Origin of the sequence: Streptomyces sp. NRRL S-1022, from assembly GCF_000720135.1 — a bacterium.
Classification (GTDB): domain Bacteria; phylum Actinomycetota; class Actinomycetes; order Streptomycetales; family Streptomycetaceae; genus Streptomyces.
This window is the reverse complement of sequence record NZ_JOIU01000009.1, coordinates 211,387-225,853: the sequence shown is the minus strand read 5'-3', so window position 1 is coordinate 225,853 and position 14,467 is coordinate 211,387. Positions and strand designations below refer to the sequence as shown.

The window sequence follows — 14,467 nt, the reverse complement described above, 5'->3', positions numbered from 1 at the left end:
CGTCGGGGGACCTTGCGATTGCGACGGTTGGCGGCTGCATCCCGCAACGTGCCGTAGACCTCTCAAGTGGATGGAGTGGCAGGGAACTTACCGCCGATTGTCAGTGGCACCCTCTACCCTCTTCATCACGCGTACGGCTCTACCCGAGCCGCGCGCCGAAACGCTGCCCGCGGCAGGGCTTCCTTCGGCGTGCCCACGCGAGACGAGGACAGGGGGTCCACCTGTGAAGATCACTCCTTCCGCGCGTGTGCTGCGCATGCTCGGTGAGATCGAGTTCGACGAGTGGCAGTGCATCGCGGAGCTGGTCGACAACGCCTTCGACGACTTCACGGAGATCCATCGATCCGGGACCCCCTGGGCGGGCGGGTATCGCGTCAGCGTCGAGCTCCCCGAATCCGCGCAGGGCCAGCTCGTGATCACCGACACCGGTCGCGGCATGACGTACGACCGGCTGGAGCGGGCCGTGCGGGCCGGCTGGTCGGGCAACGACATGCACGACAAGCTCGGCCTCTTCGGCATGGGGTTCAACGTCTCGACGGCGCGGCTCGGCAAGCGCACGCGCGTCCTCACCACGCGCCAGGGCGACACCGAGTGGATCGGTGTGGAGATCGACCTGGACCGCATCGGAGACGACTTCGAGGCCGAGGACATCACGGAGCCGAAGGCCGATCCCAACGAGCACGGCACGCGTATCGTCATTAGCCGCCTGCATCCCACGCGCGCTCGATGGCTGCAGAAGAACGGCTCGGCCCTGCGCAACATCCTGGGACAGGTCTACTCCTGGATCTTCCTGAACCGTCCGTTCGAGCTGTGGGTCGGCGGCTTCCAGGTGAAGCCAGTCCGGCACTGCCGTTGGGGAGACGACCGCTCGGTCCTCTACAACAACAAGGAGCGCATTCCCGCCTACATCGAGATCGACCAGAAGCTGGAGAATGGTCTCGCCTGTAGTGATTGCGGACAGTGGCAGCTCACTGATCGCGACGCCTGCGAGGACTGCGGGAGCGATCGGCTCACCGTTCGTGAGCGCCGGGTGCACGGATGGCTCGGCATCCAGCGTTACGTGCACAAGCACGATTACGGGATCGACTTCCTGCGCAACGGCCGCAAGATCCTCCGCTGGGACAAGCAGCTGTTCACCTGGCGCAACCCTGACGGAGCGGTGGGCAACGAGGAGCCGGAGTATCCGGTGGACCTCGCCCACCAGGGCGGCCGCATCATCGGGGAGATCCACCTCGACCACGTCCCAGTCACGTACCAGAAGGACGCCTTCGAGTACGGCGACCGCAGCTGGCGCTCGGCCGTCGAGATCGTGAGGGGGGTCGCGCCGCTACTGCCCCAGCGCGCGGCGAACCTTGAGTATGAGGAGAACACCAGTCCGCTCGCGCTCCTTTTCAAGGGATACCGTCGTAACGACGCCGGTCTGCGGTACCTGGTCCCGGGAGACGGCCGCAAGCCGATCCATGACGACACCCGTCGGTGGGGACATGAGTTCCACCGGGGCAACCCCGACTACCAGACCGATGAGCGCTGGTGGCAGGCGGTCCAGGACCACGAGGCGACCAAGAGCAGGGGCAAGAACGCGAAGGCGGCCGCCGTCACCCCTGGAAAGCCCGACGAGGCGGCCGTGATGGAGGCGCTTGGTTTCGACGGCGCGGAGATCGGCAGTCCGAGTTCCCCCGCGACCGGTCCGGACGAGACGAAGCCCGGTGCCCAGGCGCAGCCCCCGAAGGACGGCGAGTCCGCTCCCGCCGCGCCGACCCCGGAGAAGCGTAAGGAGACGCGGCAGGAACGCGTCACGCGCTACATGGAGAACTCCACCACCTACCCGGGCTTGAGTCGTTCCTTCGGCCACCCGCGCGTCGGCTTCGTCGAGGTCGAGGCGCGTCGGCTCACGGTGGGAAGCCTGACCGACGAGAACCTCCACCCCACTCCCGTCCTGCTGGACCAGCGCGGCGGCAACACTCTCGTGGCGTTCCTCGACCTCGATCATCCGATCTTCCAGAGGTTCGGAGCGGACCCGGCGGATCTGCTGCTCGCGGAGATCGCCGTGCTGCTCAGGGTGCAGACGAGTTCGGAGTGGAGCCACTCGGAGCTCATCGCGGCGATCCGGGCGGAGTCGCTGCCCGCCAGCGCTCTGGACGCCGAGATGATCAGTGCGGAGGCCAAGGAACTGCTGGCTGAGGTCCGTCGCCGGATGGCGTCCGAGCTGGACCGCGCCGGCGAGCCGGAGAAGGCGTTTCAGTTTCTCTCGCCTGATGAACTCACCCACACCGAGCACACCATGATCGCAAACGGCAAGGTCACCCGTACGACCGACCTCGGTGCGAGCGGTGAGTTCCTGCTGCACGTGCCCGCTCTTTTCCTGGTTCGTCTCGTCGAGTCGCTGCCGTCGCTGTTCATGGACAACCGCGTCTTCCAGGGTGTCTACGAGGGTGTCGCCTCCGCGTCCGCGCGGCGGCTCAGCCTCGCGCGCACGGTCGGCTACCTCTCCGATGTCGCGACGCAGGCGACCTACGCCGGGGCCAGCCTTCCGGACCAGCTGCTGCGGACGAGGCTGAGTATTCGTCTGCTGGCCGACGACCTCGCGGAGGAGAAGTGAGCGCCGTCTTCCTCTCGGCGGACGAGTTGCTGAGGGGAGGGCCAGCGGGTCTCACGCATGCCGTCGAACGGGCCCTCTGGTATCTCGGCTTCAACGACGTGCGTGTTATCGACGGCGCCGGCGACCAGGGCGCGGATCTCTTGGCGGTACGCGGTCGGGAGCAGTGGGTCTTCCAGTGCAAGTGGAAGGTCGGAGGGAAGGTCGACCGGAGCGGTGTCGACGACCTTGAGCGCGCGCGTACGTACTACCGCGCGGACAAGGCCATCCTGGTCACCAACACCGACATCAACGCGGCGGCGGAGGCCCGCCGCGTGGCGCTCAACGGAGTCGGCGTGCCGATCACCGTCTGGCACGGGGCGACCCTGCGGTCGATCGGGGACCGCATGCCCGAGACCGTTCCCGCGAAGTACGCCCTGCGCCCGTATCAGGTCGAGGCGGCGGACGCGGTGGTCCGGGACCTCGACGCCAACGGCACCGCGCTGCTCGTCCTCGCGACGGGTCTGGGGAAGACCGTGGTGGGCGGGGAGATCATCAGCCGTCACCTCAAGACCAATCCGAACGCCAGGATTCTCGTCGTCGCGCACATGAAGGACCTCGTCGCGCAGCTCGAGAAGGCGATGTGGCGGCACATCCCCAAGTACGTTCCCACGCGCCTGCTCACGGGAGAAAGTCGACCCGAAAGCCTCGACGGAGTCGTGGTCGGAACGGTCGAATCCGTTCTCAGTGCCGTACGCGTGGGCTACCGACCCGACCTCATCATGATCGATGAGACGCATCACGTGGCCGAGACCGGCAGGTTTGCGGAATTGCTCGACCTGTGTGGGAATGCTGAGCAGTTCGGCGTGACGGCGACACCCTGGCGCGGCGACAAGTTCGACATCACCTCCCGCTTCGGATATCCGAGCTTCAAGATGGGCATCGCGGAGGGCATGGCCGCTGGCTTCCTCTCAGCTGTCGACTACCGGCTGTACGTCGACAACGTTGACTGGAACGTCGTCCGGGACGCCAGCGTGCACGGTCAGTCGATCAAGGACCTCAACAAGTCCCTGTTCCTGCCGCAGCGCGACGAGGAGATCATCGAGCACTTCCGTGAGGCGTGGCGGACCACGACGGAACCGAGGGCCATCGTCTTCTGTCAGACCATCGAGCACGCCGAGCACATGGCCCGGTTGTTCGCCTCGTCCGACGCGGCGTGGGCCAACGCGTCCTTCCTGCACAGCGCACTCCCGCGGCAGCGACGCCAGATCCTGCTGAACGAGTTCCGGCTCGGCCGGGTGCCGGTAATCACGTGTGTCGATGTCTTCAACGAGGGCGTCGACGTCCCGGACGTGAACCTCATCGCCTTCCTGCGGGTCACACACAGCCGGCGGATCTTCGTCCAGCAACTCGGCCGCGGACTCCGACTCAGCCCCGGCAAGGAGGCCCTGAGGGTCCTCGACTTCGTGACCGACATCCGCAGGGTGGCGGCGACCTTGGACCTCCGGCGATCGCTGGAGGCCCAGGAGAGCGAGCACCTGCGCGTACGAATGCCGCACGCCTCCCGTATCCAATTCAGCGACGAGACCGTCGGGTCGCTGATGGACCACTGGATCCAGGACGCGGCGGACCTTGAGACCAAGGCGGACGAGGTTCGCCTTCAGTTCCCTCTGACGACTGGAATCGAATGACCAAGTACGCGATCCCCTCGGACCTGGAAGAAGAAGTCGTGCGTCTCCTCTACAGGCGGGCCGCCGACCTCAACTGGACCTATCTCACGGACACCGAGCGCACCCGTCACTATCAGGCGTGGACCTCCGACCCCGAGGTGGGAGGACGGCTCCTCCCGTTCATCGGGAAGCCGGAGAACGTCCGGCCGTGGCTCAAGGACAGGCCCATGAAGGAGTACATCCGGGCGACTTACGGGGTGGGCAAGTGGGCTCCGCTCGTAGTCAAGCCGGCCACTCCGGTCAGCGCTCTCGTCGACAAGGCCCTCGGTCACGGCTGGAACGTCGACCTTGAGACGCTCGACATCAAGCCGCTCTGCGTGACGATTCGCCACGAGGACGACGAGGAGATGGAGCGGCGCTTCGCCTGGGCGCCCATGCGCGACTTCAAGCATCTCGCGTGGGCGGCCATCGCGTCGCAGGCCGGCGGCGACCCCCTGCCATGGGTCATCTGCACGGTGGACTCGTTCGTTCGGAAGATCACCCCGGAGCAGAAGGCGACCAACGAGCGGATCGCGAAGCGGCTTGGTCTGATCAGCGCACACGTCACCGATGGCTGAACGGGGCTCCGCCATGACGAGGGACGACGACTGGCTTCAAGCTGCTTTCGGTGCGCTTCCTGCCCGGTCACGTCGCATGATTGAGGATCGTGCCGACGGGAAGACCCTCGGAAGTATCGGGCAGGAGCATGAGGTGAGCCGCGAACGGGTCCGCCAGTTGCTCCTGAAGGCGCAGGAGCATCTCTGTCTTGTCGCCGACGCCTTCGTGGATGACTGGCGTGATCGGCTCACCACCCTCACCGAGCGCTCGGCCGTGCCCCAGTCCGAGGTGTCGGCGTTGTTGGGCGTACGTGACCAGGTGGCCGTGGAGCCTCTTGTCGAAGCGGTCGGGGCTGAGCACCCATTGACGTGGGCTGGTCGTCTGCGCGGCTGGTGGACCCGCAGCCCTGGCGCACTGGAAGTGCTGCTTCGGCGAGGAGTGGAGGAGGCGCCGCTGCGTGGGGAGGACGTAGCGGTGACCTTCGCGGCTGCCGGAGTACCGGACGAGGTCCCCTTGCTGGATCTGCTCGGACATGCGGATAGCCCTCTGGTGCCTGGCTTCGGGGGAACTTGGTTGCGCCGTCGCGCCCGCGGAAGGGACGCGGCCTACCTCTTCCTCCTGGCGAATGGCGAACCCTGCCGCGCGGAGGAGTTGCTGGCGCCGACTGGGATCAGGCGGAAGTCCGCCGTCGCCGAGGCGCTCAGGCGGGACGAGAGGTTCGTGCAGCTCCGTCTGGAGGGTAAGTGGGCGCTGGCCGAATGGCCTCACCTGAATGTCACTCCGTACCCGAACGCCATGGAGGCCCTCGTCGCTGTGCTGACCGAACTGGGGCCGCTGCCCAAGGACGCTCTCTTCGTGAAGGTCGGCGAGCGCTACCCGGTGACCCTGTGGCGCCTGCACCAATGCCTGCTGGACGACAGGGTGGGCATCACGGAGGATGGCTTGATCGAGCTGGTCGCGCGAGGTGCTACCCCGATCGAGGAGAGCGAGCCGGCACGGCCGGCGAGGATGGCCGTCGATCCTGCGGGAAACGTCTTTGGCGTCCGGCTCACGGTGGACAAGGACATCCTTCGGGGTAGCGGCGTCGTCGTCAGCAGCTGGCTCACATGGCAGCTCGGAATGCGACAGGCCCCTATGGTCAGGACCTTCTCCATCGCCGGTCACCCCACACCGATCGTCCTCAAGCGGGCGACGAGCGCGGCCCAGATCTCCAGTCTGCGGGTGCTGGTGAAGGAGAACGGAATGGTGGGCGGCTGCGAATTCGTCCTCTTCCTCCGCACGGACGACTCGACGGCCCGCATCGAGCACGCGTGCACCCAACACATCTGCCCTGCGGCGAACGAGTCTGCCAGGACAGATGTGAGACCGCCGGGCGACTCCGCTCTTGAGCTGTCGCCGTAGGAGTTCGGTGAACCCCTGACGAGGGGCCGCATGGGGCAACGGGAGAAACGATGTTGGCGGCCGTGCGGGTTAGGCTCTTCCTCTCGGGGGCCCGGAGGGTCGGGCTCCGCTGCAACAGACGTCCAGCGTGTTAGCGGACAGGATGGCACGGACCGGGTCTGGCTGGCACTGAGGCAGTCGACGGGACTCACCCTGGGAGCCATCTGGGAGCCGACCCGCTCCCCGAGTCCCCTCTAAGCCACGTGGCACCAACCGATGCCACCCTTCCGACCTGCGGAAACGCGATCGAGGCTGGCAGGCTCACCAACCGAACGTCATTCGGGACGAAGAGGTCGTGGGTTCAAATCCCGCCACCCCGACAGCCGAAACAGCAGGTGAGGCACCTCCCAAATTTGGGAGGTGCCTCACCTGTCTCTGCATGCGTGTCCATCTGCGTGACTAACGCTTCCCGCGTATCTGCGGCCGCCGCTCCTGCGCCCCGAAGATGCCGTCCAGGACCACGGCAGGGTGACGACGATGTACGCGTACATCGAGGTTCCCTCGGCGCCCTTCAGCATGGCCTCGACCTGAGCGAAGGTGAGCGCCTTGGACCGGCGCCCCGCTTTGCCCCTGGGGCACCGAGCACAGCTCGACGACGTTCCGCTTCACCTTTCCCGGGCCATGACCCGCTTGACCGAGCGGTTCAGGCACGAGTGGATGGATTGGAGGGTGCGCGTGCTGAGCGTCTTCGCCTTGGCAGCAAGCCAACGATCCACGTCCTCGGCGCTCAGGTCGCGGAGCTTGCGAGCGCCGAGCGGCGGGATCGCACGGCCGTCTTCGTGGTCCCGCAACACCTCCTTGAGCTTGTTCTTCGCCTCCGTCTTGGTCTTGCCACTCCCCCGCTTCACGATCCGCTTGCCGCTCGGGCCGAAGCCCAGGTTCGCCGTGGCGAACATCCGTTGCCGCTTCTCGTCCCAGTGCAGGCCGCCGTCACCCCGGCTCCGACGCCTGGTCCTCAGGCCGCACGCTCCATCCGTCCAGCGATGAAGTCGCCCAGGGCGGAGGCGGGGATGCGCCGACACCGGCCGATGGTTACCGAGGGCAGCCGCCGCGTGCGGATCAGGTCGTACACCTTGGAGCGGCCGAGCCTGAGACGGGCCCGGTCGTGCAGCGGGTGGCCCGCCTCGGCGGCGCGTGCGCGGGCCAAGGCTTCGTTGTGGTCGGCGCGTTCCTGACGGAGGGCACCGAGGGTCACGGTGTAGGCCCGGGACTTGGTGGAGAAGTGGCTGCGGAAGCCGAGCATGTGGGCCCACTTGCGCAGGCGCAGGGCTTCCAGTTCGGATAGCCCACCGAGGTGCCAGCAGGTGAGGATCATCCGCCGGGCGTGGTCGGTGACGCCGGAGCCGATCAGGTCCGTGATCGGGTTGCGAATGGGACGGTCCAGGGTGCCGGCGGTCTCGGCGCCCTTGGTGGCGTACTTGGCGATGTAGGCGGCCACGGCCCGGCTGGACAGCTCCGAGCTGCCCGCGAAGTCGGCGGAGCGGATGGGGCGGATGTCGAGTTGGTCACCGAAGCGGAAGGTGTACGTGCGGCCGTCGAGCACGGGGCCGGGTGCTTCGGCGAGGCGGGCCGCCGGGCGGAGGCTCCGTTTTACGCACCGGGTTGCTCTCAGTTCGTTTCGTCTTGCTGCTGCCAGACACGAGGCCAGTTGCCGGACGGTGGAGGGGGCCCCAAGATGCCGAGGTCACGCCGTGCGAGAGCATAGAAGTCATCACGTGCTCGGCTCATCTGCCCGATTGCTCTCTCCCAGCCGGCAGGGTCGTCCTTCAGACCGCGAGCATAAAGTTCGACGTTCCACACAGCTTCGTGCCACTTTCGAGCCGCCGCTATGGTCTCAGCATCCCCGACGAGTAGCACCGTTTCCCACTCGGCTGCACGCCGCGCCTCGGCCTCGGCGAGCTGTGCCAGGCCCTGCTCCGGATCGAGCGGGTCCGCAGCGTGCTGGAACCCCCTTGCGGCCCCTATGCGCTGGGCGATGTTGATCTGATGCTTCAAGCTGTTCGCGTAGGACGCGTAGGTGTCCAGTCTCTTCTGATCCCAGCGTTCGGCTCTTGCCCGTCGCCACCGGCTCCGTTCCGTAAGGCTGGTTGCCACGTAGGAGCCGACGGCTCCCACGAGAACGCCGGCCAAAGCAGGCAACTGCTCCCACAATGTTGATCCCCCATGACTAACGCAGACAGTCGGAGACACAGTGCCGTACTCAGTGGCTTCGGGGTAGGCGGTATGCCCGCGATCTCATGCCGTGCAGCGCGCGCTTCGGCTTGCGCAGGCCCTCGTTGTAGCCATGCAGTCGCGGCGCGGCGTGGAACCGTCCTGCTATTCCGGGCGTGTTTTACTCGCCACGACGAAGCCCCGGACACTCACCCGACGATCACGGGGGACAAATCCCGCCACCCCGTCGCCGGTCAGAGGCCCATCACATGCTCGTGTGTTGCGGCAGTACGGCTACCGGGCCGTGAGATCGTGCCTCGGCCGGCCTGACATCCACACCTGACATCAACGACGGCGAACAGCGGCGGCGGCAAGCGGTCCGTGACGACTGTTGCAGGTGACTACGCGGCGGGAGCGACAGCGGCTTGTCGTTGGGCCGGGACGTTCGTGACTCCGTCGTGCGCCGGGGCGCCTTCCGCTCCACTCCTTGTGGTGGGTTTGGCTGGGTTGCTCCTTCCTGGGGTGTTGTGGCCGGGATGGTTGCCTCATGAGTGAGATGCGCGTAGTGCGTAGTGGGGCTGCGGCGGAGGTCCGGGCGGGCGGGGGGCCCCGGTGGGCGGGTGCGGGGAGGGTGCGTCCCCTGTGCCGGAGCGGGCATCGGCCGTGCTTCCGGCTCCTCCGGACGGGGCGGCGGTTTCGCTTACCGGTGCTGTGGGGGTTCGCGGTGCTGCTCGTCCTGGCCGCGAGCGCCGTCCCCGTTCAGCCTGCCCACGCCGGCAACGGAAGCACCTCGCCGTGTGCGCTGCAAGGACAGGGAAACACGGTCAACGAGGGGCAGAACACCGACCACACCCAGTTCCTGGATCCCATGGGGGTCAAGAACATCGGCGTGGTCTATGTGGACTTTCCCGATGTGGCCGGCGCCGGGGAGGTGGCGGACTACTACAACCTCCTGTCCCCGGCCGCCGACTGGGTGTGGAACGCCTCGTACGGCAAGACCTGGCTGAGCATGCGGCCGCTCGTGAACCGCTGGGTCCGGATGCCCTCGGCCTCCAACGCCTACGGCACCTCCAGTCCCACCTATCAGCAGCACACCCGGTACGTGACCGACGCGCTCCGGGCAGCGGCCGATGCCGGCGCCGACCTGGCCAGGTACGACCTGTTCTACATCGTCTCCACCGCTCACTCCCAGGTCAGCGGCTCCCACACGTGGTACTGGACACCCAGCCAGCCGATCGTCGTCAAGGGCACGACGATTCACTGGGCGGTGACGTTCGGCACCGACATGTGGCACTGGGGGCACAAGGTGGCCGACCACGAGACCGCCCACGTCTTCGGAGCTCCCGACCTGTACGCCTTCAGCGGCGACCAGCACCGGTACGTCGGCGGCTGGGACGTCATGGGCTACGTGGCCGGTGCCGCCCCGCAGTACTTCGGCTGGCTCTCCTGGAAGTTCGGCTGGACGGAGGACGGCCAGACCGTGTGCGTGTGGCAGAACAGGACCCAGAACACCGCCACGCTGAACGGTGTGGAGTACGTCGGCGGCACCAAGCTGCTGGTGGTCAGGACCGGTACCACCACCGCCTACGTCGCCGAGGCCCGCAGGAAGGCCCACAACGATTCCGGTGCCTGCTCCTCGGGCGTCGTCATCTACAGGGTCGACACCTCCGTCCCGAACGGCCAGGGACCGATCCGGGTGGTGCCCAACCCCAACGCCGCGGCGCCGCCGGCAGGCTGCGGCACGCTGGACATGGCCACCTGGCAGCCGGGGCAGACCTTCTACGACCGGGCCGCCGGCGTCCAGTTCACCGTCCGGTCCGCCGACGCCTACAACAGCACGGTGAACGCCATCAAGTGGTGACGTGTGAACAGCCCGTCGGTGGCTCCGAGACGAGACGGTGCGGCCACCGACGGGGTGGTTCGTCGGGTCGGGTCAGTCCTCGTTGGCGTCGAGGACGCGGCCCTTGAGCTTGATCGGGTTGGCGGCGCCCACCTTGAGCTGGCCGTCGGTGTAGCGGCCCGGGGTCGCGCCGTCGACGGCGGTGACCTGGGCGCCGTAGCCGAGGCACTCCTGGTTGGTGGACAGGTACGGGTTGTGGGTGAAGGTCATGGTGCGGCCGCCGTTGCCGAGGGTGCCCTGGGTGGTTTCCAGGTTGCCCTTCGCCTGGAGCGTGTTGACGTCGTGGTAGGCCCAGGAGAGCCAGCCGGTGAACACGAAGCCGGTGGGTGCCTTCAGGGTGAAGGTGATGTCTCCGGGGTTCACCGGCTCGGGGACGGTGCTGAGGATGCCGAAGCTGAGGTGGGCGGGGACTCCGCCCGGCGCGTCCTCGACGATGCCCTGCTGAAGGATGTAGAGCTTGCTCTCGGAACCCGGCTGGACGCCGGCTTGGGTCTGCGTGGCCATGGGTTTCCCTTCTGTGGATGGTTGCGTCCGCGTGAGCGGATCCGCCGGTGGCGGGCTTGGGGACCGGGCTCGCTCATGGACCGTCCGGCGCGGGGACGGCTGTCATGAGCCAGGCGAAGACGCCGAGTCGGTCGGTGCGTGGTCGGCCAGGAGCGGGCCGAGTACGGCCAGGGCGCCGAGGACGACGTCCTCGTAGAGGTAGAAGCCTGCTTCCAGCGGCGGCAGTTCCGCTTCGGTGCCCTCCGGGTCGGGTGCCGTATCGGCGATGTGGGCGGTGTCGCCGCCGGCTCCGGTCGGGTGGGCGGGCGTACCGAGCAGGTCGGTGAGATCCTGCGCGGCGCCCAGCAGCGCGCTGCGGGCGGTGCTGGTCAGCAGGCGCAGCGGGAGGTCGAAGGCAGCGGTCGTGCGCTGGCCGGGAACCAGCCTGGCCGCCGCCGGTGCCTCCTCGGTGGCCGCGGCGATCAGCTGCACGGGCAGCGTGCACGCGGAGACGATCCGCTCGGTGGGCATCACGGGTGGCGGGGCGCCGTCGACCATGAGGTCCTCCCACTCCATCAGGTCGAAGAGGAACTGACCGCCCTTGTACAGGGGCCAGGGCCGTACGGTGTCGAGCAGGAGGCGGGCGCGCTCGGGGGCTTCGCGGCGCAGGGCCACGCCGTGCCTGGCCAGGGTGCACAGGCACCGGCGCAGGCCGCTGTTGACGTGGCCCAGGAAGGCGAAGGCCCGGTGGTCGGTCGGGGTCAGCGGGCCGGTGGCGGTGGGGTCGGACGGCGGGGGCGAGGTGGTGGTCACAGTGGCCTTGAGGTGACGTAGTGGGCGATCTGCCGAAGGACGGCTTTGCCTTCGTTCTCGGGGATGAAGCGGAGGTCCTCTTCGAAGCGGGCGATCCCTTCCGCGGCCAGCCGGTCGGCGAGGTCGGTGGCGTACTCGATGGAGCCGTGCCGGCGCATGGCGGCGAGGAGTTCCTCGGCGTGCTGCTGGGTCTTGTCGGTACGGCGCTGCCGCAGCACGTCGAAGAGGCGGGGGCGCTCGTGGGCGTACGCGGTACGGAACAGGTGGATCAGCATCACCGTGCGCTTGCCTTCGAGCAGGTCACCGAGGGGCTCCTTGCCGTAGAGGGCCTCCTCGCCGACCAGGTTCAGGATGTCGTCCTGGATCTGGAAGGCGATGCCGATCAGGCGGAACGCCTCGTCGAACCGGCTCAGCACGGAAGGGTCGGTGACGCCGGCGCAGACGGCGCCGATGCGGCACGGGCTGATGCAGGTGTACCAGCCCGTCTTCTTGGTGCTCATCGTGAAGTAGGCGTCGTCGGTCCCGGGGACGACCTCGTGCCGGATCCAGCCCAGTTCCATGGCCTGGCCCTCGATGGACTCCCGGCACATGTGCACCGCCTCGTGGATGAGGCCGAGAGTACGGACGAGGCCGAGCGTTTCGAGGTTGGACAGGACGGCGTCGACGGCGAGCAGGTTCATCCCGTCGCCGACGTTGACGGCCAGGCCGAGGCCGTGTTCCTCGTGCATGGTCGGCAGGCCGCGCCGGTGGGTGGACTCGTCGGCGATGTCGTCGTGGACGAGGAAGCCGTTGTGGAACAGTTCCAGTGCGGCGGCGGCGCGTACGGCGTCGCCGGGACGCCCGCCGAAAGCGGCGCACGCGGCGATGGTCAGGGTGGGCCGCAGGCCCTTGCCCTGGCGGGCGGGGTAGGAGCGCATGAGGTCGTACAGCTCGGCACGCGGTTCCCGGTCCGGCAGCAGCCGTTCGATCTCCTCGTTGGTGCGGGCCCGGCACCGGAGCATGGTGTCCATCAGGTCCGCGTCCTGGACGGTGTCCTCCAGCGACCAGTCGGTGCTGGTACGGCCGTCCCACAGCAGGCGCGGCGCGGTGACGGCGGTGTCGCCGATCAGCGCGGGCGGTGCGGGCGCGTCCTCGGGCGAGCGTCGGGCGAGGAAGTCCAGTGCCGTCCAGCCGACCGGGTCGGCGTCGGGTTCCCGGGCGGCGGGTGTCGCGCCGCCCCACAGCTGCGGGGCCTGTTCGCGGTAGGCGCCCCACAGTTCCTGCATGCTGCGCAGGCCCGCCGCACGCTGGGACAGCAGGCTGAAGGCCCGCCAGACGGCGAGGGTGTCGTCGCGGGAGCCGCGGACGTCGAGGCTGTCGGGCAGGACCTGGTCGACGGGCGCGCGCTGGAGGTCGAACAGCAGGTTCATGGCCCGGTCGTCGAAGGCGACCTCGACATCGGGGTCCGGGCAGCGGTCCCGGTCCACCACGATACGGCTGTGCCGTGCGGTGAGGGTGGCGTGGCTGCCGTCGTTGAAGTGCAGGCCCAGCCGGATGCCGCGCATCTGGTCGGCCGCGGCGGCGAGGATCGCAGGCGCCCGGTCGGACAGGGCGGCGACGGTCTCGTCCAGCAGCCGGGCGCCGGTGAACGCGGGGACGGTCTCAGTCATGGGCTCCCCCGGCGAACTCCACGATGCCCCCGGTGTGGAAGCCGATACGGCGTCCGCCGACCCTGCCCTCCACGGTGCACGGGCCGAGGGTCTCGTGCACGCTGAACGGGTGCAGGCTGGTCTCGGACGGGTTGGCGATCCGGCCCGCCGTGTGCGAGCGGAAGTCGAGGACGAGACGGTCGTCACCGAGCCGGGCGGTGATCAGCAGGCGGCCGGGCACCGCGGCCATCGGCGGGGTGCCCAGCAGGCCCGCCAGCGGCGGCACCATCGCCACCCGGTCACGGTCCAGGCTGCCGCTCACCGCCACCCGCAGATTGCGCCGGGGGAAGTGACGGATCATGCGCCCGTCGCGCCACAGCATCACCGAGCCGTTGGCCGCGTCCGCGGGGCGGGCGGGCTGGATCAGGGTGAAGACGACCGCCGAGGGCGGGGCCTGGTCGGCGGGTCCCGAGGGGTCGTTGACGAATCCGAACACCCAGCCGCCGAGCGTGGGCCAGGACCACCGGCCGCGCACCCGCTCGTGATAGCCGAGCAGGTCCGTCTCCGTCGCCGTGCCGTCGCCGTGCCGGAGGGTTCCGGTGCCCAGCACGCCCGGCTCCGACTGCCAGCGCAGATGCTCGTCCTCGCCGAACGGCGCGCACTGCGAGGTACACGGCCTGCTGGTCCGGGTCAGCCGTACGTCCGCCGCCGGCGCCGCCGAGCGGGCCGCCACCCGGAACGCGCCGGGCTCTCCGTGCGGATGGGGCAGCCGGAAGGCCGACCAGGGCAGTTCGGGTTGTTCGGCGTTGAACTGCGTCGCACTCCAGCCGTGCTCCTCCCCGTAGAGGAGCAGGATCGCCATGTGCTGTCCCTCGGCCGCCGTGCCGGTACCGCTGCGGCGACCGGTGGCCGGGGCGCCCGGATCCGCGAGGACCGAGCCGGCGGAGGATCCCAGGACGGAGAGGTTCGCGATGAGCGCCTGCCGCCCGCACCGCGACAGGAACGCGTAGTGCAGCCACCTGCGGTCGAGCGGGTGGGCAAGCGGGGTATGCGGGAAGGGGCCCGGTGGGCCGAGACTCGGGAGGGCGGACGTGAGCACGTTTCGAACGCTAACTCAAAGTTACCGATTGCGTGCAAATTGTGACTGTCATGAGGGTGACCTGGGAGCACAGAAACGATTACCTCCGCATTCAGGGTTTGGGAACGCAAA

General features: G+C 68.3%; 11 protein-coding genes and 2 pseudogenes. 5 read left to right on the top strand and 8 right to left on the bottom strand.

Going from position 1 to position 14,467, the window contains the following annotated elements; genetic code table 11:
* Positions 1–256 precede the first annotated feature (256 nt).
* From IG05_RS0114190 to IG05_RS0114175, 4 genes are read left to right on the top strand one after another with little or no spacing between them, the layout of a single operon-like run.
* Entirely contained in the window at positions 257–2,599 is a 2,343-nt protein-coding gene (locus IG05_RS0114190; protein WP_078894172.1) for an ATP-binding protein, read from the top strand.
* Positions 2,596–4,266, top strand: coding sequence for a DEAD/DEAH box helicase family protein (locus IG05_RS0114185; RefSeq protein WP_030342535.1), 1,671 nt, complete (start codon positions 2,596–2,598; stop codon positions 4,264–4,266). Before IG05_RS0114190 ends, IG05_RS0114185 begins: the two co-directional genes overlap by 4 nt.
* Positions 4,263–4,862, top strand: a complete 600-nt coding sequence (locus IG05_RS0114180; protein ID WP_030342534.1) for a hypothetical protein — start codon at positions 4,263–4,265, stop codon at positions 4,860–4,862. The genes IG05_RS0114185 and IG05_RS0114180 overlap by 4 nt, the downstream gene beginning before the upstream one ends.
* A 13-nt stretch (positions 4,863–4,875) precedes the next feature.
* Entirely contained in the window at positions 4,876–6,243 is a 1,368-nt protein-coding gene (locus IG05_RS0114175; protein WP_030342532.1) for a sigma factor-like helix-turn-helix DNA-binding protein, read from the top strand.
* Positions 6,244–6,746: 503 nt separating this feature from the next.
* Here the strand turns inward: IG05_RS0114175 and IG05_RS42150 are convergent.
* The 4 genes and pseudogenes from IG05_RS42150 to IG05_RS45010 form a co-directional block, all read right to left on the bottom strand.
* Positions 6,747–7,178: pseudogene (locus IG05_RS42150) on the bottom strand (site-specific integrase); the annotation flags it as partial.
* Positions 7,179–7,237: 59 nt separating this feature from the next.
* Complete coding sequence (locus IG05_RS49195; protein ID WP_267883309.1) at positions 7,238–7,393, bottom strand: helix-turn-helix domain-containing protein; 156 nt, start codon at positions 7,391–7,393, stop codon at positions 7,238–7,240.
* A pseudogene (locus IG05_RS0114165) lies at positions 7,385–7,867 on the bottom strand (replication initiator); the annotation flags it as partial. The gene IG05_RS49195 and the pseudogene IG05_RS0114165, both read right to left, overlap by 9 nt.
* A 23-nt stretch (positions 7,868–7,890) precedes the next feature.
* On the bottom strand, positions 7,891–8,277 hold the full coding sequence (locus IG05_RS45010; RefSeq protein ID WP_234335855.1) for a hypothetical protein: 387 nt from the start codon (positions 8,275–8,277) through the stop codon (positions 7,891–7,893).
* A gap of 862 nt (positions 8,278–9,139) precedes the next feature.
* On the opposite strand from IG05_RS45010, the gene IG05_RS0114160 reads away from it, so the two are divergent.
* Positions 9,140–10,294 carry a hypothetical protein gene (locus tag IG05_RS0114160; RefSeq protein WP_051789805.1) on the top strand — a complete coding sequence of 385 codons (1,155 nt, stop codon included), beginning with the start codon at positions 9,140–9,142 and terminating at the stop codon, positions 10,292–10,294.
* Between the two features lie 72 nt (positions 10,295–10,366).
* Here IG05_RS0114160 and IG05_RS0114155 read toward each other — a convergent pair whose 3' ends face one another.
* The 4 genes from IG05_RS0114155 to IG05_RS0114140 form a co-directional block, all read right to left on the bottom strand.
* The gene (locus IG05_RS0114155; RefSeq protein ID WP_030342527.1) at positions 10,367–10,837 is read right to left on the bottom strand and encodes a hypothetical protein; all 471 of its coding nucleotides are present in this window, start codon (positions 10,835–10,837) and stop codon (positions 10,367–10,369) included.
* Between the two features lie 102 nt (positions 10,838–10,939).
* Entirely contained in the window at positions 10,940–11,629 is a 690-nt protein-coding gene (locus IG05_RS0114150) for a hypothetical protein (RefSeq protein WP_030342525.1), read from the bottom strand.
* On the bottom strand, positions 11,626–13,278 hold the full coding sequence (locus IG05_RS0114145; RefSeq protein ID WP_030342524.1) for a polyprenyl synthetase family protein: 1,653 nt from the start codon (positions 13,276–13,278) through the stop codon (positions 11,626–11,628). The genes IG05_RS0114150 and IG05_RS0114145 overlap by 4 nt, the downstream gene beginning before the upstream one ends.
* The gene (locus tag IG05_RS0114140) at positions 13,271–14,356 is read right to left on the bottom strand and encodes a hypothetical protein (RefSeq protein WP_030342522.1); all 1,086 of its coding nucleotides are present in this window, start codon (positions 14,354–14,356) and stop codon (positions 13,271–13,273) included. The genes IG05_RS0114145 and IG05_RS0114140 overlap by 8 nt, the downstream gene beginning before the upstream one ends.
* Positions 14,357–14,467 lie beyond the last annotated feature (111 nt).

Excerpts from the sequence above, each read along its gene's own strand:
- IG05_RS0114190 (WP_078894172.1), top strand. The coding sequence starts at position 257 with ATGCTCGGTGAGATCGAGTTCGACGAGTGGCAGTGCATCGCGGAGCTG.
- IG05_RS0114180 (WP_030342534.1), top strand. The coding sequence starts at position 4,263 with ATGACCAAGTACGCGATCCCCTCGGACCTGGAAGAAGAAGTCGTGCGT.
- IG05_RS0114175 (WP_030342532.1), top strand. The coding sequence starts at position 4,876 with ATGACGAGGGACGACGACTGGCTTCAAGCTGCTTTCGGTGCGCTTCCT.
- IG05_RS0114155 (WP_030342527.1), bottom strand. The coding sequence starts at position 10,837 with ATGGCCACGCAGACCCAAGCCGGCGTCCAGCCGGGTTCCGAGAGCAAG.
- IG05_RS0114145 (WP_030342524.1), bottom strand. The coding sequence starts at position 13,278 with ATGACTGAGACCGTCCCCGCGTTCACCGGCGCCCGGCTGCTGGACGAG.